At 75.2% G+C, this 22589-nt stretch carries 23 protein-coding genes and 1 riboswitch; of the genes, 19 read left to right on the forward strand and 4 right to left on the reverse strand.

What is annotated here, in order from left to right:
* The 6 genes from TK50_RS26195 to ribH all read left to right on the forward strand — a co-directional run bounded on the left by TK50_RS26195 (position 1) and on the right by ribH (position 5566).
* Positions 1-957, forward strand: a complete 957-nt coding sequence (locus TK50_RS26195; protein ID WP_043967997.1) for a GGDEF domain-containing response regulator — start codon at positions 1-3, stop codon at positions 955-957.
* Positions 958-1037: 80 nt separating this feature from the next.
* Positions 1038-1210: riboswitch (FMN riboswitch) on the forward strand.
* Between the two features lie 150 nt (positions 1211-1360).
* A complete protein-coding gene (gene ribD, locus TK50_RS26200; protein WP_043967999.1) occupies positions 1361-2422 on the forward strand; it encodes a bifunctional diaminohydroxyphosphoribosylaminopyrimidine deaminase/5-amino-6-(5-phosphoribosylamino)uracil reductase RibD in 1062 nt (353 codons plus the stop codon).
* A 1-nt stretch (position 2423) separates the two neighbouring features.
* Positions 2424-3101, forward strand: coding sequence for a riboflavin synthase (locus TK50_RS26205; protein WP_043968001.1), 678 nt, complete (start codon positions 2424-2426; stop codon positions 3099-3101).
* Positions 3098-3799 carry a nicotinamide riboside transporter PnuC gene (pnuC, locus tag TK50_RS26210; RefSeq protein ID WP_043968003.1) on the forward strand — a complete coding sequence of 234 codons (702 nt, stop codon included), beginning with the start codon at positions 3098-3100 and terminating at the stop codon, positions 3797-3799. The genes TK50_RS26205 and pnuC overlap by 4 nt, the downstream gene beginning before the upstream one ends.
* The gene (locus TK50_RS26215) at positions 3796-5061 is read left to right on the forward strand and encodes a bifunctional 3,4-dihydroxy-2-butanone-4-phosphate synthase/GTP cyclohydrolase II (protein ID WP_043968005.1); all 1266 of its coding nucleotides are present in this window, start codon (positions 3796-3798) and stop codon (positions 5059-5061) included. Before pnuC ends, TK50_RS26215 begins: the two co-directional genes overlap by 4 nt.
* Positions 5062-5065: 4 nt before the next feature.
* Positions 5066-5566, forward strand: a complete 501-nt coding sequence (gene ribH / locus TK50_RS26220; RefSeq protein ID WP_043968006.1) for a 6,7-dimethyl-8-ribityllumazine synthase — start codon at positions 5066-5068, stop codon at positions 5564-5566.
* Positions 5567-5795: 229 nt separating this feature from the next.
* Here the strand turns inward: ribH and TK50_RS26225 are convergent, their stop codons facing one another.
* From TK50_RS26225 to TK50_RS26235, 3 genes are read right to left on the reverse strand one after another with little or no spacing between them, the layout of a single operon-like run.
* Complete coding sequence (locus TK50_RS26225; RefSeq protein WP_043968007.1) at positions 5796-6539, reverse strand: amino acid ABC transporter ATP-binding protein; 744 nt, start codon at positions 6537-6539, stop codon at positions 5796-5798.
* A 5-nt stretch (positions 6540-6544) separates the two neighbouring features.
* A complete protein-coding gene (locus tag TK50_RS26230; protein WP_043968009.1) occupies positions 6545-7387 on the reverse strand; it encodes an amino acid ABC transporter permease in 843 nt (280 codons plus the stop codon).
* Positions 7384-8259, reverse strand: a complete 876-nt coding sequence (locus TK50_RS26235) for an ABC transporter substrate-binding protein (protein WP_043968012.1) — start codon at positions 8257-8259, stop codon at positions 7384-7386. Before TK50_RS26235 ends, TK50_RS26230 begins: the two co-directional genes overlap by 4 nt.
* 131 nt (positions 8260-8390) lie before the next feature.
* Here TK50_RS26235 and TK50_RS26240 point away from each other — a divergent pair, with 131 nt between their 5' ends.
* The 10 genes from TK50_RS26240 to pheT all read left to right on the forward strand — a co-directional run bounded on the left by TK50_RS26240 (position 8391) and on the right by pheT (position 17391).
* The gene (locus TK50_RS26240) at positions 8391-8654 is read left to right on the forward strand and encodes a phosphoribosyl-ATP diphosphatase (RefSeq protein ID WP_036375234.1); all 264 of its coding nucleotides are present in this window, start codon (positions 8391-8393) and stop codon (positions 8652-8654) included.
* 47 nt (positions 8655-8701) lie between these two features.
* Positions 8702-9547: an ATP phosphoribosyltransferase gene (hisG, locus tag TK50_RS26245; RefSeq protein ID WP_043968014.1), complete on the forward strand. Its 846-nt coding sequence runs from the start codon at positions 8702-8704 to the stop codon at positions 9545-9547.
* Positions 9544-10521 carry a DMT family transporter gene (locus TK50_RS26250; RefSeq protein ID WP_043968016.1) on the forward strand — a complete coding sequence of 326 codons (978 nt, stop codon included), beginning with the start codon at positions 9544-9546 and terminating at the stop codon, positions 10519-10521. The genes hisG and TK50_RS26250 overlap by 4 nt, the downstream gene beginning before the upstream one ends.
* Positions 10518-10991 carry a PH domain-containing protein gene (locus TK50_RS26255; RefSeq protein ID WP_043968017.1) on the forward strand — a complete coding sequence of 158 codons (474 nt, stop codon included), beginning with the start codon at positions 10518-10520 and terminating at the stop codon, positions 10989-10991. The genes TK50_RS26250 and TK50_RS26255 overlap by 4 nt, the downstream gene beginning before the upstream one ends.
* Before the next feature lie 342 nt (positions 10992-11333).
* Positions 11334-11981 carry a translation initiation factor IF-3 gene (infC, locus tag TK50_RS26260; RefSeq protein WP_043968018.1) on the forward strand — a complete coding sequence of 216 codons (648 nt, stop codon included), beginning with the start codon at positions 11334-11336 and terminating at the stop codon, positions 11979-11981.
* 19 nt (positions 11982-12000) lie between these two features.
* A complete protein-coding gene (gene rpmI / locus TK50_RS26265) occupies positions 12001-12195 on the forward strand; it encodes a 50S ribosomal protein L35 (RefSeq protein WP_043968020.1) in 195 nt (64 codons plus the stop codon).
* 32 nt (positions 12196-12227) lie between these two features.
* Positions 12228-12620 (forward strand): 50S ribosomal protein L20, encoded by a 393-nt coding sequence (gene rplT, locus TK50_RS26270; RefSeq protein ID WP_007075852.1) that lies wholly within the window; start codon positions 12228-12230, stop codon positions 12618-12620.
* Positions 12621-12703: 83 nt separating this feature from the next.
* A complete protein-coding gene (locus TK50_RS26275; protein ID WP_043968022.1) occupies positions 12704-13510 on the forward strand; it encodes a TrmH family RNA methyltransferase in 807 nt (268 codons plus the stop codon).
* 213 nt (positions 13511-13723) lie between these two features.
* On the forward strand, positions 13724-14803 hold the full coding sequence (gene pheS / locus TK50_RS26280; protein WP_043968024.1) for a phenylalanine--tRNA ligase subunit alpha: 1080 nt from the start codon (positions 13724-13726) through the stop codon (positions 14801-14803).
* Between the two features lie 41 nt (positions 14804-14844).
* A complete protein-coding gene (pheT, locus tag TK50_RS26285) occupies positions 14845-17391 on the forward strand; it encodes a phenylalanine--tRNA ligase subunit beta (RefSeq protein ID WP_043968026.1) in 2547 nt (848 codons plus the stop codon).
* Positions 17392-17473: 82 nt separating this feature from the next.
* Here pheT and TK50_RS26290 read toward each other — a convergent pair whose 3' ends face one another.
* Positions 17474-18349 (reverse strand): Crp/Fnr family transcriptional regulator, encoded by an 876-nt coding sequence (locus TK50_RS26290; RefSeq protein ID WP_229406717.1) that lies wholly within the window; start codon positions 18347-18349, stop codon positions 17474-17476.
* 177 nt (positions 18350-18526) lie between these two features.
* Here TK50_RS26290 and TK50_RS26295 point away from each other — a divergent pair, with 177 nt between their 5' ends.
* The 3 genes from TK50_RS26295 to TK50_RS26305 all read left to right on the forward strand — a co-directional run bounded on the left by TK50_RS26295 (position 18527) and on the right by TK50_RS26305 (position 22568).
* Positions 18527-19342: a hypothetical protein gene (locus tag TK50_RS26295; RefSeq protein WP_043969389.1), complete on the forward strand. Its 816-nt coding sequence runs from the start codon at positions 18527-18529 to the stop codon at positions 19340-19342.
* 191 nt (positions 19343-19533) lie between these two features.
* Positions 19534-21744 carry a hypothetical protein gene (locus tag TK50_RS26300; RefSeq protein WP_144420395.1) on the forward strand — a complete coding sequence of 737 codons (2211 nt, stop codon included), beginning with the start codon at positions 19534-19536 and terminating at the stop codon, positions 21742-21744.
* Positions 21741-22568: a hypothetical protein gene (locus tag TK50_RS26305; RefSeq protein ID WP_043968030.1), complete on the forward strand. Its 828-nt coding sequence runs from the start codon at positions 21741-21743 to the stop codon at positions 22566-22568. Before TK50_RS26300 ends, TK50_RS26305 begins: the two co-directional genes overlap by 4 nt.
* Positions 22569-22589 lie beyond the last annotated feature (21 nt).

The following is a 22589-nucleotide window of genomic DNA, read 5'->3' on the forward strand; positions in this document are numbered from 1 at the left end:
GTGGACCCGGCCGACGAGCGACCCGACCTCATCCTCGTCGTCGACGACGACGCCGACATCGCCCGGTTCGTCGAGTTCAACCTGCGGCTGCACGGCTTCGAGGTGATCCACGCCGGCGACGGCCAGGAGGCCCTGGAGGTGATCGAGCGGCAGCGGCCCGACCTGGCGGTCGTCGACCTGATGATGCCGCGCGTCGACGGGCTGGAGCTGACCCGGCGGCTGCGCGCCGACCCGATGACCTCCGCCCTGCCGGTGATCATGCTGACCGCCAAGGGGATGACCGTGGACAAGGTCCACGGGCTCAGCGCCGGCGCGGACGACTACCTGGTCAAGCCCTTCGACACCGCCGAACTGGTCGCCCGGGTCAGCTCCACGCTGCGCCGCAACAAGGAGTTCCGGGAGGTCTCCCCGCTGACCGGCCTGCCCGGCAACTCCCGGATCCGGCGGGAGATCAGCGACCGGGTCCGCAGCGGCGTCGACTACGCCGTCGGCTACGTCGACATCGACCGGTTCAAGAGCGTCAACGACCGGTACGGCTTCGTCCGGGGCGACGAGTTCATCTCCGCCCTGGCCCGCAGCCTGCACCGGGCTGTCGTGGCGATCGGGCTGCCACCGGCCTTCCTCGGCCACGTCGGCGGCGACGACTTCGTCATCGTCTGCGCCCCCGACCAGGTGCGCCCGCTCACCTCCCGGGCCGTCGTCGACTTCGAGACCGCCGCCGACAAGCTCTACGACCCCTCCGACGCCGCGCGCGGCTACGTCGAGCTGAAGGACCGGCGGGGCAACATCCGGCGGGCCGCCCTGGTCACCCTGTCGATCGGGGTGTCCGTCTCCGACGCCGGCAAGCGCCTGACCAACCCGCTGGACGCGATCGCGGTCGCCTCGGAGATGAAATCCGTGGCCAAGAGCCAACCCGGCTCGTACGTGGCGGTCGACCGGCGACGCAGCCTTTCTTGAATCTTGCCCACCTGTGTGAGGTAGCTCCCCGAGGGCAGACGCGCGGCGGGTGCCGTGCCACACTTCTCGCAGTACCCACCACGCGCTGGCGGGACTCGGTGTAATTCCGAACCGGCGGTGATCCACGGCTGCGGCCGTGGTAAGCCCGCGACCCGGACGGCCCTGCCGCCCGGTGGACCTGGTGAGACTCCGGGGCCGACGGTTGGGGGCGGGCCAACCCACCCCCAGACAGTCCGGATGGGAGACAGCGCGCGGGACGGGGCGGGCCCTGTGCCGACGGCTGTCCTCGGCCGCCGCGTGGGCTCCCCGGGGTCGGCTCTGCCGTCCCCGGACCGCCGCCGCCTGCCCGCGGCCTCCCGTGTTCGCCCGCGCGGACCGGCGAGTGAGAGGGCAGGACAGGGCGATGGCCAGCGTCTCCGTGGACGACGCGATGCGTCGGGCGATTGCGCTCGCGGCCCGTGGCCTCGGCACCACCAGCCCCAACCCCGTGGTCGGCTGCGTGCTGCTCGACCCGGACGGCGAGGTCGTCGGCGAGGGATTCCACGCGTACGCGGGCGGACCGCACGCCGAGATCGTCGCGCTCGCCCAGGCCGGCCGGCGGGCCCGGGGCGGCACCGCCGTCGTCACCCTGGAGCCCTGCGACCACACCGGCCGCACCGGCCCCTGCAGCCACGCCCTCATCGCCGCCGGCGTCGCCCGCGTGGTGATCGCCGTGCCCGACCCGAACCCGGTCGCCTCCGGCGGCGCCGCCACCCTGCGGGCCGGCGGCGTCGACGTCGAGCTGGGGGTGCGCGCCGCCGAGGCCGAGGCCGGCAACGTCGCCTGGCTGACCTCGATGCGCCGGGGCTGGCCGTACGTCGTCTGGAAGTACGCCGCCACCCTCGACGGGCGCTCCGCCGCCGCCGACGGCACCAGCATGTGGATCACCTCCGAGGCCGCCCGGACCGACGTGCACGCCCTGCGCGGCACCGTCGACGCGGTCATCGCCGGGGTCGGCACCGTCCTCGCCGACGACCCCCGGCTCACCGCCCGCAACCTGCGCGACGGCACCCTGGCCATCCGGCAGCCGCTGCGGGTGGTCGTGGACACGTTCGGGCGTACCCCCGCCGACGCCCGGGTCCGCGACGGCGCCGCCCGGACGTGGGTCGCCACCGCCGCCGAGGTCGGCACCGGCCCGGACGGCCGGGTCGACCTGCCGGCGCTGCTCGCGGAGCTGCACCACCGGGGGGTCCGGGCCGCGCTGCTGGAGGGCGGCCCGAAGCTGGCCGGCGCGTTCCTCGCCGCCGGCCTGGTCGACCGGGTCGTCGCCTACGTCGCGCCGAAGCTGCTCGGCGCCGGGCCGACCGCGCTGGCCGACGCCGGCGTGGGCACCATCGCCGACGCCATCGACCTGGAGATCACCGACGTCACGCAGGTCGGTCCGGACCTGCGCATCACCGCGCTGCCCCGGAAGAAGGAGGGCTGACATGTTCACCGGCATCGTCGAGGAGCTGGGCGAGGTCGTCCGGACGGCCGAGACCGGCGACGACTCCGCGCTGGTCGCCATCCGGGGGCCGCTGGTCACCGGCGACGCCCGGCACGGCGACTCCATCGCCGTCAACGGGGTCTGCCTGACCGTGGTCGACGTCGACGGCGACGTCTTCACCGCCGACGTCATGGGCGAGACGCTGCGCCGCTCCGCCCTCGGCGCGCTGCGCCCCGGCGCGCCGGTCAACCTGGAGCGCGCCGCCGCGCTGGGCAGCCGCCTCGGCGGGCACCTCGTGCAGGGCCACGTCGACGGCGTCGGCGCGGTGCTGTCCCGCCAGCCGGCGGCGCAGTGGGAGACGGTCCGCTTCCGGCTCCCCGCCGCCCTGTCGCGGTACGTGGTGGAGAAGGGCTCGATCACCGTCGACGGGGTGTCGCTGACCGTGGCCGGCGTCGGGCCCGACTGGTTCAGCGTCGGGCTGATCCCCACCACCCTCAAGCTGACCACCCTCGGCGAGCGCGCCGTCGGCGACCCGGTCAACCTGGAGGTGGACGTGCTCGCCAAGTACGTCGAGCGGCTCCTCGGCGACCGGCTGCCCGGTGGAAGCGACCAGCCGCCCGGTGCGGGCGGGCCGACTCCCGGCGCAGTGGAGCCGACTCCCGGCGGGGGCGGGCGGTGACCGGCCCGCTCGGCTGGCTGCTGGAGGCCCAGGTGCACGTCGCCGGCTCGCCCGTGCTGGTCCGCGAGATCGTCGGCAACGCCTTCGGCCTCGTATCCGCCCTGCTCGGGCTGCGCCGGCTGGTCTGGGCCTGGCCCGTCGGCATGGTCGGCAACGCGCTGCTGCTCACCGTGTTCCTCGGCGGGGCGTTCGCCACCCCGCAGGCCCACGACCTCTACGGCCAGGCCGGCCGGCAGGTGTTCTTCTTCGCCGTGAGCGTCTACGGCTGGTGGCGCTGGACGCGCAACCGCCGCGCGGGCTCCGGCGGCGACGACGCGGCGGTCGCCCCGCGCTGGGCCACCCGGCGGGAGCGCCTCGGCCTGCTGCTGGCCGCCGCGGCGGGCACCGCCGCCGCGTACCCCGTGCTGGCCGCGCTCGGCTCCTGGGGGCCGCTGCCCGACGCGTGGATCCTCACCGGCAGCCTGCTCGCCACCTACGGCATGGCCCGCGGCTGGGTCGAGTTCTGGCTGGTCTGGATCGCCGTGGACGCCGTCGGCGTGCCGCTGCTGCTGCGCGGCGGGTTCTACCCGTCGGCGGCCATGTACCTCGTCTACGGGGCGCTCTGCGTCTGGGGCTTCGTCTCCTGGTGGCGCACCTCGCGCGCCGCCCGCCCGGCCCCCGCCACCCTGTCACCCACCTACTCGGAGGTCGTGGCATGACCACCTTCGCCAGCATCGAGCAGGCCGTCGCGGACATCGCCGCCGGCCGGCCCGTCGTCGTGGTCGACGACGCCGACCGGGAGAACGAGGGGGACCTGATCTTCGCGGCCGAGCTGGCCACCCCGGAGCTGGTCGCGTTCATGGTCCGCTACACCTCCGGCTACGTCTGCGTGCCGCTGACCGAGGACGAGTGCGACCGGCTGGACCTGCCGCCCATGCACCACACCAACCAGGACCGCCGGGGCACCGCGTACACGGTGACGGTGGACGCCCGGGAGGGCGTCGACACCGGCATCTCGGCGGCCGACCGCGCGCACACCATCCGGCTGCTCGCCGCCGCCTCCACCGACCCGACCGACCTGGCCCGGCCGGGGCACGTGGTGCCGCTGCGCGCCCGCGCCGGCGGGGTGCTGCGCCGCCCCGGGCACACCGAGGCGGCCGTCGACCTGACCCGGCTGGCCGGCCTGCGCCCGGCCGGCGTGCTCTGCGAGCTGGTCAACGACGACGGCACCATGATGCGCCTGCCGGACCTGGAGAAGTTCTGCGCCGAGCACGGCCTGACCCTGGTCACCATCGCCGACCTGATCACCTACCGGCGGCGCACCGAGAAGCAGGTCGAGCAGGTCGCGGCGGCCCGGATGCCCACCCCGCACGGGGTGTTCACGGCCTTCGGATACCGCGCCGAGCACGACCCGGCCGAGCACGTCGCCCTGGTCATGGGCGACCTCGGCGACGGGCAGGACGTGTTGGTGCGGGTGCACTCGGAGTGCCTCACCGGCGACACGTTCGGCTCGCTGCGCTGCGACTGCGGCCCGCAGTTGCAGGCCGCGCTGGCCCGCGTCGCCGCAGAGGGGCGCGGGGTGGTGCTCTACGTGCGCGGGCACGAGGGGCGGGGGATCGGCCTGCTGCACAAGCTGCGGGCGTACCAGCTGCAGGACCTCGGCCGCGACACCGTGGACGCGAACCTCGACCTGGGGCTGCCGGCCGACGCCCGCGACTACGGCACCGGCGCGCAGATCCTGCACGACCTGGGCGTGCGGTCGATGCGGCTGCTGACGAACAACCCGGCCAAGCGGGCCGGGTTGGAGGGGTACGGCCTGACCGTCACCGGCCGCGAGTCGTTGCCGATCCGGCCGCACCCGGAGAACGTGCGCTACCTGCGCACCAAGCGGGACCGCATGGGCCACCTGCTGGACGAGTTGGACGAGACGACCGAGGCGCCGCTGGGCCGCCCGGTGGCGAACGACGAGATCGGAGCGTAGGGCGATGGCGGGTTTCGGTGAGCCGGGGGTGGCGGCGGTCGACGCCGGAGGGATGACGGTCGGCGTCGTCGCCGCCCGCTGGCACGGGGAGCTGACCGACCACATGCTCGACCGGGCGGTGGCCGCCGCGCAGGCGTGCGGGGCGCGGGCCGTGGTCGCCCGGGTCGCCGGCTCGGTGGAGCTGCCGGTGGTGGCGCAGGCGATGGCCCGCCGCTTCGACGTGGTGGTCGCCCTCGGCGTGGTGGTGCGCGGGGCCACCGCCCACTTCGACTACGTGTGCAAGTCGGTCACCGAGGGGCTGACCCGGGTCGCCCTCGACGAGGGCAAGCCGGTGGCGCACGGGGTGCTCACGGTGGACACGATCGAGCAGGCCCGGGACCGGGCCGGGCTGCCCGGCTCCGCCGAGGACAAGGGCTGGTCGGCGACGGTGGCGGCGCTGGACGCGGCGCTGGCGGTGCGCGGCCTGGACGCGGCGGCGGCCCACCGGGTCGGCTTCGGCCGCTGACCCGCCCCGCCCGGTCTGGCCCGCCCCGCCCGGCTGGGCTGGGCTGGGCGGCCTGGCTGGGCGGGACGGGGGCGGCCTGGCTGGGCTGGGCGGGCGTCGGGCGGGGCGGGCGTTTGGGCGTCGCCATGTCGGCGACATAGCGGTATCAGCGGGCTCGGGATACCGCCATGTCGCCGACATGACGCGGGCGTCGGGCGGCGCGGGGCGGACAGGCGGGCGGCCGGCGCCGTCAGAGGCGTCCCGCCTCGATGATGCGGCGCAGGAACTGGCGGGTGCGGGGCTCGGTCGGGTCGCCGAGCACCCGTTCCGGCGGCCCCGACTCGACGACCCGCCCGCCGTCGAGGAAGCACACCTGGTCGGCGACCTCGCGGGCGAAGCCCATCTCGTGGGTGGCCAGCACCATCGTCATCCCGTCGGCCTTCAGCTCGCGGACCAGGGCCAGCACCTCCCCGACCAGCTCCGGGTCCAGCGCCGAGGTGACCTCGTCGAGCAGCATCAGCCGGGGCGAGTTGGCCAGCGCGCGTACGATCGCCACCCGCTGCTGCTGGCCGCCGGAGAGCCGGTCGGGGTAGGCGTTCGCCTTGGCCCCCAGCCCGACCCGGTCGAGCAGTTCCCGGGCCTGCGCCTCCGCCTCGGCGCGGGGCCGCCGGTGCACCCGCACCGGGGCGAGCGTGACGTTGTCCAGCACGCTCAGGTGCGGGAACAGGTTGTACGCCTGGAAGACCATCCCGATGCGCCGGCGCACCCGGTCGGGGTCGACCCGGGGGTCGGAGATGTCCTGGCCGTCCAGCTCGATGGTGCCGTCGTCCAGCTCTTCGAGCAGGTTGACGCAGCGCAGCAGCGTGGACTTGCCCGACCCGGACGCGCCGATCAGCGCCACCACCCGGTGCTCGTCGATGGCGAGGTCGAGCCCGTCGAGCACCACGTGACCGCCGAAGGTCTTGCGCAGCCCCCGGCACCGCAGCAGGCTCATCGTCGTCACCTTCCCTGCCGGCGGGCCGCGCGCAGCGTCACCCAGTCGGTGACGGCGATCAGCGGGATCGCCAGCAGCACGAACAGCGCCCCGGCCACGATGTACGGGGTGTAGTTGAACGTCTCGGCGGTGGCGATCTGCGCGGCGCGTACCGCGTCGATCGGCCCGGCGAGGGAGACCAGCCCGACGTCCTTCTGCAGCGCGACCACGTCGTTGAGCAGGGGCGGGGCCACCCGGCGGACGGCCTGCGGCAGCACCACGTGCCGCATCGTCTGCCGGTAGGTCAGCCCGAGCGACCGGGCCGCCGCGAGCTGGCTGGGGTGCACGGACTCGATGCCGGCCCGGAACACCTCGGCCAGGTAGCCGCCGTAGGTGAGCACCAGCGCCAGCCCGCCGAGCACCAGCACCGGCGGCATGCCCTGCAACCGCAGGCCGGGCACGCCGAGGGTGAGCACATACAGCACGATGATCAGGGGCAGGCCCCGGAACGTGTACGTGTAGCCGGCCGCGAGGGCCCGGACCGGGAAGAAGACCGGGCCCCGCAGCGTGCGCAGGATCGCCACGAGCAGGCCGAGCAGCAGCGCGCCGGCCGCGCAGCAGACCAGCAGCCGCACGTTGAGCCATAGCCCGGCGAGCACCTCGGGCAGCGCGTCCCGGGCGATCGCCGGGTCGGCGAAGGAGGCACGGACCCGGTCCCAGCCGGGCGCGCCGGTGACCGCGACGACGAGCAGCGTGCCGAGCGCGGCCGTGGAGGCGGCGGCGACCAGCACGCTGGTGACGGTCTGGCGGCGGCGGTACGCCTGCCGCCGCCGCTGCGCCGCGGAGGGTTCGTGCGGTGCGAGGATCACTTCAGCTCGTACGCCCCCGCGACCTGGGTCAGCCACTTCTGCTCCAGCTTCTTGAGCGTGCCGTCGGCGGTGAGCTGGCCGACCGCGCCGCTGAGGCAGGGGGTGAGGGGCGAGTTGTGGTCCAGCAGCAGCCCGAACACCTCGGGCGTGCCGACCTGCGGCAGCTGCCCGACGACCGTCGCGTCGGTGATCTCCGCGCCGGTGATGTAGAACGCGGTCGGCAGGTCCACCACGAGGCCGTCGATCTGCCCGTTCTGCAGCGCCTTCTTGGCGTCGTCGTTGCTGTTGTAGACCTGCGGCTTGGTCTTCGGCTTGATGACGTCGGTGATCGCCTGGTAGCTGGTGGTGCCGACCTGCGCGCCGAGTTTGGCGTCCCGCAGGTCGGCCAGCGACGTCTTCCCGGCGATCTTCGCGGACTTCCGCGCGATCACGGCCTGCCGGACCAGGTAGTACGGCCCGGTGAAGTCGACGGCCTTCTTGCGCTCCTCGGTGATGGAGAACTGGTTGATGTCGAAGTCGAACTCCTTGGGGCCGGGGGCGACGGCGACGTCGAACTTCACCCGGGTCCAGGTGACGTCGGCGCGGGCGTACCCGAGCTTCTCGGCCACCGCGTAGGCCACCGCGGCCTCGAAGCCCTCGCCGGTCTCCGGCTTGTTGCCGACGAACCACGGCGCGTACGCCGGCTCGTCGGTGGCGATGGTGAGCTTGCCCGGGGTCCGGGTGGGCAGTTTGTCCTTCAGGCAGTCCGGGCCGGCGGTGGCGGCGGGGGTGAGTGCGGTGACGGGGGTGGCGTCGTCCTGGGGCGCGCAGGCGGCCACCGCGACGAGGACGGTGCCGGCGGCGGCGAGCGCGACGGTACGGGAGCTGAGCATGGCGGACAGCGTAGAGCCATCGACGCCCGTCGCGCAGGTGCGTCCCGCCGCCGTGCCGCCCGATCCGGGCCGGTGGGACCGGCGGACCCGCCGCGCGCCGGGCCGGGCGGGTGCTGGAAGAATCGCACCCCGTGAAGACGTTCGAGGAGTTGTTCGCCGAGCTGCAGGCCAAGGCCGCTGCCGGCACCCCCGGCTCGGGCACGGTGGCCGCGCTGGAGAAGGGGGTGCACTTCATCGGCAAGAAGGTCGTCGAGGAGGCGGCCGAGTCGTGGATGGCGGCCGAGCACGAGGGCCCGGAGCGGGCGGCCGAGGAGATCTCCCAGCTGCTCTACCAGGCGCAGGTGCTGATGCTGGCCACCGGGCTGGAGCTGAAGGACGTCTACCGACATCTGTGAGTGCGCCGTCCGCTGATCATCTCCACCGATCGAGGGAGCACTCCGTCATGCTGCGTGTCGCCGTACCCAACAAGGGCGCCCTGGCCGAGAAGGCCGCCCAGATGCTGCGCGAGGCGGGCTACCGTCAGCGCACCGACCCCAAGGACCTGGTCTGCCCGGACGAGGCCAACGACATCGAGTTCTTCTACCTGCGGCCGAAGGACATCGCCACCTACGTCGGCTCGGGTGACCTCGACGTCGGCATTACCGGCCGGGACCTGCTGATCGACTCCGGCGCGCCCGCCGAGGAGGTGGTCGACCTGGCGTTCGGCCGGGCCACCTTCCGGTTCGCCGCCCGGCCGCAGGACGTCGCGGGCGTCCAGGAGCTGGGCGGGCACCGGATCGCCACCGCGTACCCGGGGCTGGTCGAGCGGTACCTCGCGGAACTCGGCATCAAGGCCGAGGTGATCCGGCTCGACGGCGCGGTGGAGAACGCCATCCGGCTCGGCGTCGCCGACGTCGTCGCCGACGTGGTGGAGACCGGCGCCACGCTGCGCCAGGCCGGGCTGGTCGTCTTCGGCGACCCGCTGCTGCGCTCCTCGGCGGTGCTGGTGCGCCGGGTCGACGCCCCCGAGCACCCGCAGGCCGCGCAGCTGCTGCGCCGGCTGCACGGGGTGCTGGTCGCCCGCCGCTACGTGATGCTCGCCTACGACGTGCCGGCCGGGCTGCTGGACCGGGCCAGCTCGCTGACCCCCGGCATCGAGTCGCCGACCGTCTCGCCCCTGCACCGCGAGGGCTGGGTGGCGGTGCAGGCGATGGTGCAGCGCGACGACGTGCACCGGATCATGGACGAGCTGTACGAGCTGGGCGCCCGCGCCATCCTGGTCACCAACATCCACGCCTGTCGGCTGTGAGGCCGCTGCCGCCGGCAGCCGCCCTCGCGACCGTGGTGCTGGGCGGGGTGGCGTCGGCGGCGCAGGCGGCGGGCAACGCGGTGCTGGGGGAGCGGGCCGGCGACCCGATCCTCGGCGCGCTGGCGAACAACCTCGGCGGCTGCCTGGTGGTCCTCGTCGGCCTGCTGGGCCTGCCGTCGACCCGGGCCGGGCTGGACGCGCTGCGCCGGGCCCGGCTGCCGTGGTGGTCGTACCTGGGCGGGCTCGGCGGGGCGGCGATCGTCACCGTCGCCACGTACGTCGTCCCGGTGCTCGGGATCGCGGTCTTCACCATCGCCCAGGTGGCCGGGGGCAGCCTCGGCGGGCTCGCGGCGGACCGGGCGGGCCTGGCCCCGCTCGGCCGGCTGCGGCTGACCGGGCCCCGGGTGGCCGGCGCGCTGCTCGGCGTCCTCGCCGTGGCCCTGGCCCAGCTCGGCCGGCCGGTCGGCGGGGTCGCGGTCGGCGGGGTGCTGATCGCCGTCGCGGGCGGGGCGGCGGTGGCCGTGCAGTCGGCCCTCAACGGGCGGGTGTCGGCGGCGGGCACCACCACCGCCGCGATCGCGGTCAACTTCGCCGTCGGCACCCCGGTCGTCGTGCTGGTGGCCGCGTTCGTCGGGGCCTTCTCCGGCCCGGCGCCGACCTGGCCGCACGAGTGGTTCCTCTACCTCGGCGGCCTGTACGGCGTCGGCATCGTCCTCGCCCTGATGCTCGGCGTGCGCGCCGTGGGGGTGCTGCGCACCGGGCTGGCCCTGGTCGCCGGGCAGCTCGGCGGCGCCCTGCTGCTGGACGTGCTGCTGCCCGGCGGGGCCGGGCTGCGCTGGCCGGTGCTGGTCGGCGCGTTGCTGACCCTGCTGGCGGTGGTCGTCGCCGGCCGCGGCCCCGGCTTGCGGCGGGCCGGCGACACGGTGGGACCGCGCAGCGGCCCCGCGCCGGTGGGTGGCAGACTGGGCGGGTGAGCGAAACCGCACCGGTGACCCTGCGTCCCCGCCGGATCCGGCTGGTCTGCTGGGCGTCGGCCGCCACGCTGCTGGTCGTGTTCAGCCTGGTGGCCACGTCGCTGGCCGGCCCCACCGGCAACGGCTACGGCACCTTCCAGCGTGGCGACCAGCTCGCCATGGCCGGCCTGGGCGTCCTCGGGGCGCTCGGCATCCTGCTGTTCACCCGGCCCCGCGTCGAGGCCGACGCGCTGGGCGTGCGGGTGCGCAACGTGCTCGGCTCGTACGAGCTGCCCTGGGAGGTCGTGCGGGGGGTGCGCTTCGACCGGGGCGCGCCGTGGGCGAGCCTGGAGCTGCACGACGACGACCTGGTGCCGATGGTGGCTCTCCAGGCGGCCGACAAGGAGCTGGCGGTCGAGGGCGTGCGTGCCCTGCGCCGGCTGCACCAGGCCCACCTCGCGGCGCTGGCCGAGGGCGCGGCCGGGCGCTGACCCGCCGCGCCGGGCCCGGCGCCCGGTTTGGGGGCCGGCCCGGTGACGGTGTAGTGTTGCTGAGTCGACCAGACTGCCCCCGTGTCCCACGTGTGGGTGGTCCTGAAGCGGAGCGCCTGCTCCCACCCGAGTCGCCCCAGTTGGTGGCCGGGTCCCGGTCACCGGTTCCGGGCACGTCCCGGTCCCGGATGCGCGATCCTGTGATCGTGCCGACCGGTCGAGCGGGCCCTGGCATGCGCCGGGGCCTTCTGCTTTCCGGGTCGGCCCCCGCCACGGGGGCTGCGGGAGTCGGCCACCGCAGAGCACTCGACTCGAGGAGGCCCCATCAGCGTCGAACCACGCGTGAACGAGCAGATCCGGGCACGTGAGGTCCGACTGGTCGGTCCCGAGGGTGAGCAGGTGGGCATCGTCCCGCTTGAGCGCGCCCTTCAGCTGGCCGCGGACGTCGACCTGGACCTGGTCGAGGTTGCGCCGATGGCGCGCCCGCCGGTGTGCAAGCTCATGGACTTCGGCAAGTTCAAGTACGAGAGCGCACTCAAGGCGCGCGAAGCGCGGCGTAACCAGCAGCAGACCGTCATCAAGGAAATGAAGCTCCGACCGAAGATCGATCCGCACGACTACGAGACCAAGAAGGGTCACGTGGTGCGGTTCCTCAAGGCCGGCGACAAGGTCAAGGTGACGATCATGTTCCGCGGTCGGGAGCAGAGCCGCCCGGAGCTGGGTTACCGGCTCCTGCGTCGGCTCGAGTCCGAGATCACGGAGCTGGGCTACGTGGAGGCCGCCCCGAAGCAGGACGGCCGAAACATGATCATGGTTCTCGCTCCGCACCGGGCCGTCAAGGCCTCCGCGGTCGCCGCCACGGCGTCCCGCGGCGCCGGCCGGGAGCGTCCCGCGGAGGAGTCCGCGGCGCCGGCGGCGGGCGAGACCCCGGCGGGCGAGACCGCAGCAGCCGGTGAGACCGGCACGACCGCCGACACCGGCGGTCAGTAACAGGGGAGAGACGTTCCACATGCCGAAGATGAAGAGCCACACGGGTATGGGCAAGCGGGTCAAGGTGACCGGCAAGGGCAAGATCGTCGCCGAGCAGGCCGGCAAGCGCCACCTGCTGGAGAAGAAGTCGTCCACCCGGACCCGTCGGCTGACCGGCACGGTCGAGCTGGCCAAGGCCGACACCAAGCGCATCAAGAAGCTGCTCGGCCGCTGACGCGCGCCACCTGAACCGAAGAAGGAGTTGAGATGGCACGCGTCAAGCGGGCTGTGAACGCCCAGAAGAAGCGTCGTACCCTGCTGGAGACCGCGAGCGGCTACCGCGGTCAGCGCTCCCGGCTCTACCGCAAGGCCAAGGAGCAGGTGCTGCACTCGATGCAGTACGCCTACCGGGACCGTCGCGACCGCAAGGGCGACTTCCGGCAGCTGTGGATCACCCGGATCAACGCGGGTGCCCGCGCCAACGGGATGACCTACAACCGGCTGATCCAGGGCCTGCGCCTGGCCGGCGTCGAGGTCGACCGCAAGATCCTCGCCGACCTGGCCGTCAACGACGCGGCGGCCTTCGCCGCGATCGTCGAGGTCGCCCGCGCCGCCGTGGCGGCCGAGGGCACCGGTGGCGCGGCGGCCCAGGCCGCCTGATCCGCCAGCACCCGACCGAGGCGCCCCCCGTGTCGTCCACGACGCGCGGCGGGCGCCTCGGTCGCGCTGCGGAGCCGCACACCATGCCCTTCACCCCGCGTACGCCCCGGGTCGTCGCCGCCCGCCGGCTGCACCGCCGCCGGGACCGCGACGCCACCGGCCGGTTCCTCGCCGAGGGCCCGCAGGCCGTCCGGGAGGCCCTGGCCCGCCCCGGCACGGTCGCCGAGCTGTTCGGCACCCCGGCCGCCCTCGACCGGCACGCCGACCTGGCCGCCCGCGCCGTCGTCGACGACGTGCCGGTGTCCGAGGTCACCGACGACGCCCTCGCCGCGCTCGCCGAGACCGTCGCCCCGCAGGGCCTCGTCGCCGTCTGCCGGCACCTCGACGTGCCGCTGTCCGAGGCCCTCGCCGCCGGCCCCCGGCTCGTGGCGGTGCTCGCCGAGATCCGCGACCCGGGCAACGCCGGCACGGTGCTGCGCACCGCCGACGCCGCCGGGGCCGGGGCGGTCGTCTTCGCCGGCGACGCCGTCGACCCGTACAACGGCAAGTGCGTGCGGGCCTCCGCCGGCAGCCTCTTCCACGTCGACGTGGTCCGGGCCGGCGACCCCCTCGCCGTCGTCGCCGCGTTGCGCGCCGCCGGGCTGGCGGTCCTCGCCACCACGGGGTACGGCGACCGTGACCTCGACGACCTCGCCGACGTCGGCGCCCTCGCGACGCCGACCGCCTGGCTGTTCGGCTCGGAGGCGCACGGGCTGCCCGACGGGCTGACCGCCGCCGCCGACGCCCGGGTCCGGGTGCCGCTGCACGGGCGCGCCGAGAGCCTCAACCTGGCTGCGGCCGCCGCCGTGTGCCTGTACGCTTCAGCCAGAGCACTGCGCCGCCGCCCCTGACGGGTGCGGCGCGGCCATCCAGCAGGGAGTCGCCCGAGATGATGAACGCGCCACGGCGTTCGTTTAGCCAGCCCGCCGGTGTCGGCGGGCGGCGGGCCTGACCCTTCCCCTGCACGAACTCCCCACCGGCGGGCTGCGGCGAAGCCGCGCGTCCGTAGACTCGCCTCGCCGCCCGCGCAGGGCCGGCGCCGCCGTGAGGAGTGCCCGTACGCCATGACCTACCGCAACGATCCGTACGACCCGAAGCAGGTCGCCCTGCTCGACCCGGACGCCCTGGCCGGTGCCGTGGCCGACGCCGAGCAGGCGTTCGCCGCCGCCGCCGACCCGGACGCGCTGACCGCGCTGCGCCCCGCGCACCTCGGCGACCGGTCCCCGGTCGCCCTGGCCCGCCGGGAGATCGGCGCCCTGCCGCCGGCCGCGAAGGCCGACGCCGGCAAGCGGGTCAACGAGGCCCGCCGCGCGATCGAGGCCGCCTACGCCGCCCGCGCCGAGGTCCTCGACCGCGAGCAGGCGCAGCGGGTGCTGGCCACCGAGCGGGTCGACGTCACCCTGCCCTACGACCGCCGCCCGCGCGGCGCCCGGCACCCGCTGAGCACCCTGATGGAGCAGATCAGCGACCTGTTCGTCGGCATGGGCTACGAGGTGGCCGAGGGGCCCGAGGTCGAGCTGGAGTGGACCAACTTCGACGCCCTCAACATCCCCGCCGACCACCCGGCGCGGGGCCTGATGGACACCTTCCACATCGCCCCGCCGGCCGGCGCGGACAGCTCCGGGCTGGTGCTGCGCACCCACACCTCCCCGGTGCAGGCGCGCACCATGCTGGCCCGCAAGCCGCCGATCTACGTCGTCGTGCCCGGCCGGGTCTACCGCACCGACGAGCTGGACGCCACCCACGCGCCCGTCTTCCACCAGGTCGAGGGCCTCGTGGTCGACAAGGGCATCACCATGGCCCACCTGCGCGGCACCCTCGACCACTTCGCCCGCGCCATGTTCGGCGAGGGCGCGAAGACCCGCTGGCGGCCGCACTACTTCCCGTTCACCGAGCCGTCGGCCGAGTTCGACGTGTGGTTCCCCGAGCACCGCGACGGGCCGCGCTGGGTCGAGTGGGGCGGCTGCGGCATGGTCAACCCCCGGGTGCTGCGCGCCTGCGGGATCGACCCGGAGGTCTACTCCGGATTCGCGTTCGGCATGGGCATCGACCGCACCGTGATGTTCCGCCACGGGGTCAGCGACATGCGGGACATGGCCGAGGGCGACGTGCGGTTCACCCGCGCGTTCGGGGCCGGGGCGTAGACGGTGCGGGCACGAGACAACGAGACGGTGGTCTGAGAGTCATGCGAGTTTCTGTCAGCTGGCTGCGGGAGTACCTCGACCTCCCCGCCGACCTGCCCGCCGCCGACCTGGAGCAGGCGCTGGTCGACCTCGGCATCGAGGTCGAGTCGATCGTGGACCTGCGGTCGACGGTCACCGGCGCGCTCGTCGTCGGCGAGGTCCTCGACATCGAGGAACTGACCGGCTTCAAGAAGCCGATCCGGTTCTGCCGGGTCGACGTGGGCGCCGCCAACGGCACCGGCGAGCCGCAGGAGATCGTCTGCGGGGCGCGCAACTTCGCCCCCGGCGACCGGGTCGTGGTGATCCTCCCCGGCGGCGTGCTGCCCGGCGGCTTCGCCATCGGCGCGCGCAAGACGTACGGGCGCAACTCCCACGGCATGATCTGCTCCGCCAAGGAGCTGGGCCTGGGCGACGACCACTCGGGCATCATCGTGCTGCCCGAGGACACCCCCGCCAAGCCCGGCGACGACGCCCGCCCGGTCGTCGGCCTCGACGACGTGGTCGTCGAGGTGGAGATCACCCCCGACCGGGGGTACGCGCTCAGCGTCCGGGGCATCGCCCGGGAGCTGGCCCACGCCCTCGGCGTGCCGTTCCGCGACCCGGGGCTGGCCCCGGCCCCCGGCGCGACGGCCGAGCCGGCGTACCCGGTGGAGGTCCGCGACACCGTCGGCTGCGACCGGTTCGCCGCCCGGATGGTGCGCGGCATCGACCCGACCGCGCAGACGCCCGGCTGGATGCGGCAGCGGCTCACCGTCGCCGGGGTGCGCAGCATCTCGCTGCCGGTCGACATCACCAACTACGTGATGCTCGAACTGGGCCAGCCGATGCACGCCTTCGACGCCGCCCGGATCACCGGCCCGCTCGTGGTGCGCCGCGCCGCGGCGGGGGAGAAGGTCACCACCCTGGACGGGGTGGCCCGCACCCTCACCGCCGAGGACATGGTCATCTGCGACGACACCGGTCCGGTCTCGCTCGCCGCCGTGATGGGCGGCGAGACCAGCGAGGTCGTCGCGTCCACCACCGACGTGCTCTTCGAGGCCGCCCACTGGGACCCGGTGATGGTGGGCCGCACCGCCCGCCGGCACAAGCTGTTCAGCGAGGCGGCGAAGCGCTGGGAGCGGGGCGTCGACCCCGCCCTGCCGCTCGTCGCCATCGAGCGGGCCGTCGGGCTGCTCACCGCCCACGCGGGCGGCACCGCCGGGGCCGAGATCCTCGACCTCGACCACGTCGGGCCGCGTACCCCGGTCACCCTGCCGGTGGACCTGCCGGGCCGGCGGGTCGGCGTCGCCTACTCCCCGGAGCGGGTGGTCTCCCTGCTGGAGCAGGTCGGCTGCCACGTCACCCGGGGCGTCGACCGGCTCGGCGAGGACCCGGGCACGGCCGGCGTGCCGGCCGGCGGCGCGGACGTGCTCACCGTCGTCCCGCCGAGCTGGCGTCCGGACCTCACCGACCCGGCCGACCTGGTCGAGGAGGTGGTCCGCCTCGACGGGTACGACCGGGTGCCGTCGGTGCTGCCCACCGCGCCCCCCGGGCGCGGCCTGACCTGGCAGCAGCGCCGCCGCCGGGCGGTGGCCCGCTCGCTGGCCGAACGCGGCTACGTGGAGGTGCTGGCCCACCCGTTCGTCGCCGGGTCGCTGGCCGACCTGCTCGGGTTGCCCGCCGACGACCCGCGCCGGGCGGCGGTGCGGGTGGCCAACCCGCTGTCGGAGGAGGAGCCGCTGCTGCGCACCACGCTGCTCGGCCCGCTGCTCGGCATCCTCAAGCGCAACCTCGGCCGGGGCCACCGCGACCTGGCCCTCTACGAGATCGGGGCGGTCTTCCACCCGTGCCCCGGCGTCGGCGCCCCGCCCGCCATGGGCGTGGACCGGCGGCCCACCGACGCCGAGTTCGCCGCCGCCGACGCGGTCGTGCCCGACCAGCCCCGGCACGTCGCCGTGGTGCTGACCGGGGACGTCGAGCCGGCCGGCTGGTGGGGCGCGGGTCGCCCGGCCGGCTGGGCGGACGCCGTCGAGGCCGGCCGGGCGGTCCTCGCCGCCGCCGACCTGCCCGCCGACCGGGTCGAGGTGCGGGCCGCCGAGCACGCCCCGTGGCACCCCGGCCGCTGCGCCGAGCTGCTCGTCGACGGGGTCGTGGTCGGGCACGCCGGTGAGCTGCACCCGGCGGTGCTGGCCGCGCTGGAGCTGCCGAAGCGCACCAGCGCCATGGAGCTTGACCTCGACGCGCTCCCGGCCGCCCCGGTCGCCCCGGCCCCGACGATCTCCGGCTTCCCGCCGGCCCTGATCGACGTGGCCCTCGTGGTCGACGAGCGGGTGCCGGCGGCGCAGGTGCAGCAGGCCCTCGTCGAGGGCGCGGGCGAGCTGCTGGAGGGCGTGCGGCTGTTCGACGTCTACGCCTCCGAGCAGCTCGGGGCGGGGCGGCGGTCGCTGGCGTACAAGCTGACGTTCCGCGCCCCCGACCGCACCCTGACCGTCGAGGAGGCGGTGGCGGCCCGCGACGCGGCGGTGGCCCGCGCGGCCGAACGCTTCGGGGCCACCCTCCGCGGCGCCTGAGGTGTAAGCAGGGGCCCCCTCCTCACGCTTTCTGTGAAGGTGGGGCCCCTGCTGGCCGCCGCTGCCCGGGCCCGGTGGGCCGTCAGCGCTCCTCGGGGTCCAGCTCGCCGAGGGCGCGCAGCCGGGGCAGGTCGCGTACGGTGATGCGCCGGTAGTCGGTGTCCACCAGGCCGTCGGCCCGCAGCTCGCGCAGCGTCTTCTGGATGGACGTCTCCGCCGCCCCGCAGATCGTGGCCAGCTCCGGCTGGGTGAGCCGGACGTCGATGACCACCCCGTCGCGGCTGCGCCGGCCGTGGGTGCGGCACAGCTCGGCGATCACCCGCGCCACCCGGATCTTCACGGCGTACGAGGTGAAGTCGATCCGACGGCGGTTGGACCAGCGCAGCCGGTCGGAGACCATCGCCGCCAGTTCGAGCGCGGCCTGCGGGTGCGTCCGCAGGAACTGGTTGAACCGGTCCCGGGAGATGACGCTGTAGACGGTGGGCCCGCAGGTGGTGACCGTCGCCGAGCGGGGCTTGTCGTTGAGGGCCGACATCTCGCCCATCAGGTCCCCGCCGACGCGCAGCGACAGCAGCGCGGCCCGTCCGTCGGGCACACTGGCCGTCACCTTCGTCAGCCCCTCCTCCAGCAGCACCAGGTGCGACTCGCGGACCCCCTCGTGGATCAGGATCTGTCCGGCCGGCACCTGGCGCCGTACGCCCAGGTCGAGCAGCGCGGTGCGGGCCGGCGGCTCCAGCCGCCGCAGGAAGGTGCCGTACGGCCACTCGGCCCGGGGCGGTTCGTGGTGTCGCATCGACGACCTCGCACTCCTTGTCCGACGGAAACCGTCGAAGCGTAGCCGCCCCTGCGCGTAGCGCGAGACCCCCGCGCGGATCAGGGCGACCGCCACGGTCTGGAGGGCCAGTGCCACGAGTGCCTCGACCGGCGACCAGCCGGCGGCCAGCAGGAGTTCGGTCATGCGTCCAGCACACCCGGTCCGGCCCGCCCGGATACCGGATCCGAGGGGGATGACCTGTGTTGGACAGATTCCGCGAAAGCCGTACTTCTACGGGGTCCCGGCCGGCCTCCGCCGTTTCGATGTTCCGGGCGGCCCTCCCCGACGGGGGCGGGCCCGGTGACGAAGGGCGGCACGGCGATGGACCATCCCGAACGACGACTGCTGATCTCCGTGGACATGGAGAGTTACAGCCGGCGCGGGAACATCCTGCAGTACGAGGCGCAGCAGGCGTTCCACGATCTGCTGCACGCGGCCGCCGGGGCCGTCGGGCTGGACCGGGTCGCCTGGAGCACGCAGCGGGCCGGCGACGGGGAACTGGCGATCCTGCCGCGCGACGTCGCCGAGTCGCGGGTGATCGGCCGGTTCGTGCCCGAGCTGGACCGGCGGCTGCGGGCGTACAACAGCAGTCGGCTGCCGGCGGCTCGGGTGCGGCTGCGGATCGCCGTCCACCAGGGGCTCGTGCACCTCGACGGGGCGAACGGCTTTCCCGGCAACGCCGTGGTGTTCGTCAGCCGGCTGTGCGACGCCGACCCCGTCCGGCGGGCGCTGGCGGCGTTCCCCGACGCGGGCGTCGCCCTGGTGGTCTCCACCGACATCTACCGCGACGTGGTGCTCGAGTATCCGGAGGAGATGCGGCCCGAGCGCTTCCGCCGGGTGCGGATCAGCAAGCCCGACAAGGGCTTCGACGAGTACGCCTGGCTCTGCGTGGTGGACGAGGACCTGTCGATGGTGCCGGCGCTGACCTGGGACGGGCCGGACGGTCCCGAGGGCGGCGCCGGAAGTCCGGCGGTCCCGCCGCCGGGGCCGGTCCGCCCCGACTCCGGCCAGGCGTCCCCGGCCGGCGGCATCAGCGTCGGCGACGTCCGGGTGCGCGGGCAGAACGCGATCGGCCCGGGGGCCACGGCGATCGGCTCGGTCGGCCGGGACGCGATCCTCGGCGGGGGCGACCGGTGAGCGGGCCGCCGGCCTGGTCCGTGCCCCGGCACGCCGGGCACGACGCCGATCCGGGCGGTTCGGTGGCGGACCCCGAGGGGGTCCCGGGGGAGCCGCCCGGCGGCGCGACCCCTCCGGACGCCGACGGTGGGTGGGCAGGCCCCGGCGGCGGCCCGGAGAGCCCACAGCAGGCAGAGCCGGCGGAACAACCCGTGGATGTGCCGGACGAGGAGCCCGACGACGTGCTGGCCGACGAGCCGGAGGAGACGCCGGATCCCGGGGAGATCCTCACCCGGCTCGCGTCCCTGCTCGGGCCCTCGTCGGCGATCGGCGTCGGCGACGTGTGGGTGCGGGGCCAGAACGCCACCGGGCCCGGGTCGACGGCCATCGGCACGCTGAACATCACGACGGCGCGGACGGACGGCAGCGGCCGGACCTGGGCCGAGACCCTCACCGGGACCTGGGTGCGGCAGTTGGCCGACGGCTATGCCCCCACGCCGAGCGACCCGCAGCTCGACCGGTGTCTCAAGCAGCGTCACCTGGTCTGCCTGTCGGGTGCCGCCGGCACCGGCCGGCACGCCGCCGCGTGCCTGTCCTCGGCCCGCCGGCACGGTTTCGACCGGGTGGCGGTGCTGCACGCGGAGCAGCCGAGCGACCTCCTGCTGCCCGAAGCCCCGTGGCGCGACGGGCACGGCTACGTGTGGCGGCTCACCGAGACGGCCGTACGGGACCTGGACGGGATGGCCCTGGTCGGGCTGGCCGCCCGGGCCGAGGCGAGGGGCGCCACCCTGGTGCTGGTCGGCGACTTCGACCACCGCGACCAGGAGCTGGCCGGTCACCTGGTGGAGCACCGGCCGGCCGCCCCCGTCGACGTGTTCCGGGCCCAGCTGCGCCGCCAGTTACGGGGCCGCTGCGTCGGGTGGTGCGCCCCCGGCTGCGTCGGTGACTGCGTCGACGGCTACGTCGAGGACGAGTGCGTCGGCAACCCGCTGCTGGCGGCGCACCTGGCCGCCGGTCCCCGGACCGGTGAGGTGGTCCGCCTGGCGGAGCTGCTGGCCCGCACCGCGCCCCGGGGCGCGCAGCTCACCGAGCGGCTGGAGCGCCTGCTTCCGCGCCAGCTCCGGGAGCGGGCGGCCCGCGTCCTCGCCGCCGCCGACGGCGGCGACACGCCCGCCTGGGGCGTCGACCGGCGACGCGCGTTCCGGCTGGCCTGCGCGGTGCTGGCCGGGCAGCCGGTGGCCGAGATCCACGCCGCGGCCGGGGCGCTGGCCGCGCCGGGGCTGGCCGGTGTCGGGCTGGAGCCGGCCCCGGACCCGGGCGGCGTCCCGGGCCCGCCGGGCGCGGGCGCGGTGCCGGGCTTCCCGTTCGCCGGTGCTCCGCTCGCACCACCCACCGGCCGGTCGGGCGGGGCGCTCGACGCGCTGCTCGGCCCGGTCCTGCGGGAGGCGGTGCTGGTGGTCGACGACGACCGCGTGCCGGGCGGGCGGCGCATCGAGTTCGCCCCGGGCAACGACCCGCTGCGGCGCAGCCTGCTGGAGGTCGCCTGGTCGGACTGGTGGCTGCCGGAGCAGCTGCTCGGCTGGCTGGGCAGCCTCGTGCGGGACGGCACCCCCGGGGTCCGGCAGGCCGCCGCCGGGGCGGTCGGCTGGTCGGCGGCGCACGGGGTGCACGCCGCCCTGCGCGTGGTGGACCAGCTCGCCCGGGAGCGCCGGGCCGGGGTCCGGCAGGCCGCCGCCATCGCGCTGGTCGGCATGGCCATGCAGCCGGAGGTGCGCCAGCGGGTCCGGATCGAGCTGGACCGGTGGGCGGCCGGCGGGGCGGCGCACCTGCGCGACACCGTCGCGCGGGCGTACGCGCTGGGCCTGGCCCGGCTCTGGCCGGAGACCGCCCTGGGGCAGCTGCGCCGGGTCGCCGAGGCGCGCATGCAGCGGCGGAACAACTCGGTGGTACGCGGCCTGGTCGAGGTGTACGTGGGTGGCCATGCGGCCAGCGTGCTGCCGGCGCTGGCGCAGTGGGCCGTCGACGAGGACGAGCCGGAGGTGCGGCTGCACGCCGGGCGGGCGCTGCGGGTGCTCGCCGACCGGTGGGCCCCCGCCCCCCGGGAACGCTGGCCGGAGCTGCTCGACCTGGCTCGCGGGGGCACGGTGCGGATGGCGGACCTGGCGACCTGCTGGGCGACGGCGCTCAGCCTGCCGGGGACCGCGTACCGCGCGTGGCGGACGCTCGGCTTCTGGCTGAGTCGGGCCGAGGGGCACCCCGAGGTGTCTGACCTCTGCCTGCGTCTGATCGGCCTGGTGGTGGAGGGGCGGGAGCCGCTGCGCCGCCGGCTGGACCACCAGCTCCGGCACGTATGGGGCCCCCTGATGCGCGACAACACCCTGCTGCACGACGTACGACGCCTGATCGACGAGGACCCCGCATGAGCACTCGGTACATTCCCCGCCCGTCGGCCCGGCGGCGCTGGTGGCAGATCCTGCTCTCGCTGTTCGGGCCGGCGCCCGTGAGTCCGCCGCCCGCGCCGCCCCTGCCGCCGCTGCCGCCGCCGGCACCCCCGCAGGTGGTCACCTACCGCCTGGACGCGCCGCAGCCGATCCTGGTGCCGGCCAGGGGAGACGCGTTCGACTTCCGCCTGTTCGCCGTCTACAGCTGGCGGGCGCAGCACATGAGCGCCGAGGCGTTGCGCCAGCGTGCGGAGAGCTACCTCGCCTGGGCCGCCGGGATCGTCCGGGAGCGGGCCGCCGACCTGGCCCGGGAGCACGAGCCGCACCGTTCGCACGAGCTGGAGCGGGCCCTGAACAACCTGCTGCTGGGCCAGCACTGGCCGCGGGACGAGAGCCGGCCGCACTTCACCGTGCAGGTGCGGGTGAGCCCGGACGAGCGGGTCCGGGAGCGGCTGCGCCCGTACTGGGAGGAGCGGATCAGGTTGGAGTGCGACCACGAGTTGCAGCAGCTGCGGGCCCGCCACACCGACGAGCTGACCCGCCGGTGGTGCGAGGTGCTGCGGGCGCTGGAGGACGATCCGGTCACCGCGCACGCCGCCCGCCTGGCGGGGGAGCAGTTCGCCGAGGTCTTCCGCCGCTACGTCACCGAGCGCCGGGAGGCGGTGCCGGAGCTGCTGGGCCTGCTGCGGGAGGCGGTACGCGGGCACAACGACCTCGGCCTGGGCCCGTCGGAGTACACCGAGGCGTGGGACGCCGCGCTGCGTACGTACCAGCGGCAGCACGGCATCGACCAGCGGGCCAACTGACCGGCTCCCTTCCCGGCGCTC

The organism is Micromonospora haikouensis (genome assembly GCF_000876225.1).
GTDB classification, from domain to species: domain Bacteria; phylum Actinomycetota; class Actinomycetes; order Mycobacteriales; family Micromonosporaceae; genus Micromonospora; species Micromonospora haikouensis.

What these genes read in the sequence shown, in the direction of transcription:
- ribD (WP_043967999.1), top strand. Translation starts at nt 1,361, where the DNA reads ATGGCCAGCGTCTCCGTGGACGACGCGATGCGTCGGGCGATTGCGCTC.
- TK50_RS26205 (WP_043968001.1), top strand. Translation starts at nt 2,424, where the DNA reads ATGTTCACCGGCATCGTCGAGGAGCTGGGCGAGGTCGTCCGGACGGCC.
- TK50_RS26215 (WP_043968005.1), top strand. Translation starts at nt 3,796, where the DNA reads ATGACCACCTTCGCCAGCATCGAGCAGGCCGTCGCGGACATCGCCGCC.
- ribH (WP_043968006.1), top strand. Translation starts at nt 5,066, where the DNA reads ATGGCGGGTTTCGGTGAGCCGGGGGTGGCGGCGGTCGACGCCGGAGGG.
- TK50_RS26225 (WP_043968007.1), bottom strand. Translation starts at nt 6,539, where the DNA reads ATGAGCCTGCTGCGGTGCCGGGGGCTGCGCAAGACCTTCGGCGGTCAC.
- TK50_RS26235 (WP_043968012.1), bottom strand. Translation starts at nt 8,259, where the DNA reads ATGCTCAGCTCCCGTACCGTCGCGCTCGCCGCCGCCGGCACCGTCCTC.
- hisG (WP_043968014.1), top strand. Translation starts at nt 8,702, where the DNA reads ATGCTGCGTGTCGCCGTACCCAACAAGGGCGCCCTGGCCGAGAAGGCC.
- rpmI (WP_043968020.1), top strand. Translation starts at nt 12,001, where the DNA reads ATGCCGAAGATGAAGAGCCACACGGGTATGGGCAAGCGGGTCAAGGTG.
- rplT (WP_007075852.1), top strand. Translation starts at nt 12,228, where the DNA reads ATGGCACGCGTCAAGCGGGCTGTGAACGCCCAGAAGAAGCGTCGTACC.
- TK50_RS26275 (WP_043968022.1), top strand. Translation starts at nt 12,704, where the DNA reads ATGCCCTTCACCCCGCGTACGCCCCGGGTCGTCGCCGCCCGCCGGCTG.
- pheS (WP_043968024.1), top strand. Translation starts at nt 13,724, where the DNA reads ATGACCTACCGCAACGATCCGTACGACCCGAAGCAGGTCGCCCTGCTC.
- pheT (WP_043968026.1), top strand. Translation starts at nt 14,845, where the DNA reads ATGCGAGTTTCTGTCAGCTGGCTGCGGGAGTACCTCGACCTCCCCGCC.
- TK50_RS26290 (WP_229406717.1), bottom strand. Translation starts at nt 18,349, where the DNA reads ATGACCGAACTCCTGCTGGCCGCCGGCTGGTCGCCGGTCGAGGCACTC.
- TK50_RS26295 (WP_043969389.1), top strand. Translation starts at nt 18,527, where the DNA reads ATGGACCATCCCGAACGACGACTGCTGATCTCCGTGGACATGGAGAGT.
- TK50_RS26305 (WP_043968030.1), top strand. Translation starts at nt 21,741, where the DNA reads ATGAGCACTCGGTACATTCCCCGCCCGTCGGCCCGGCGGCGCTGGTGG.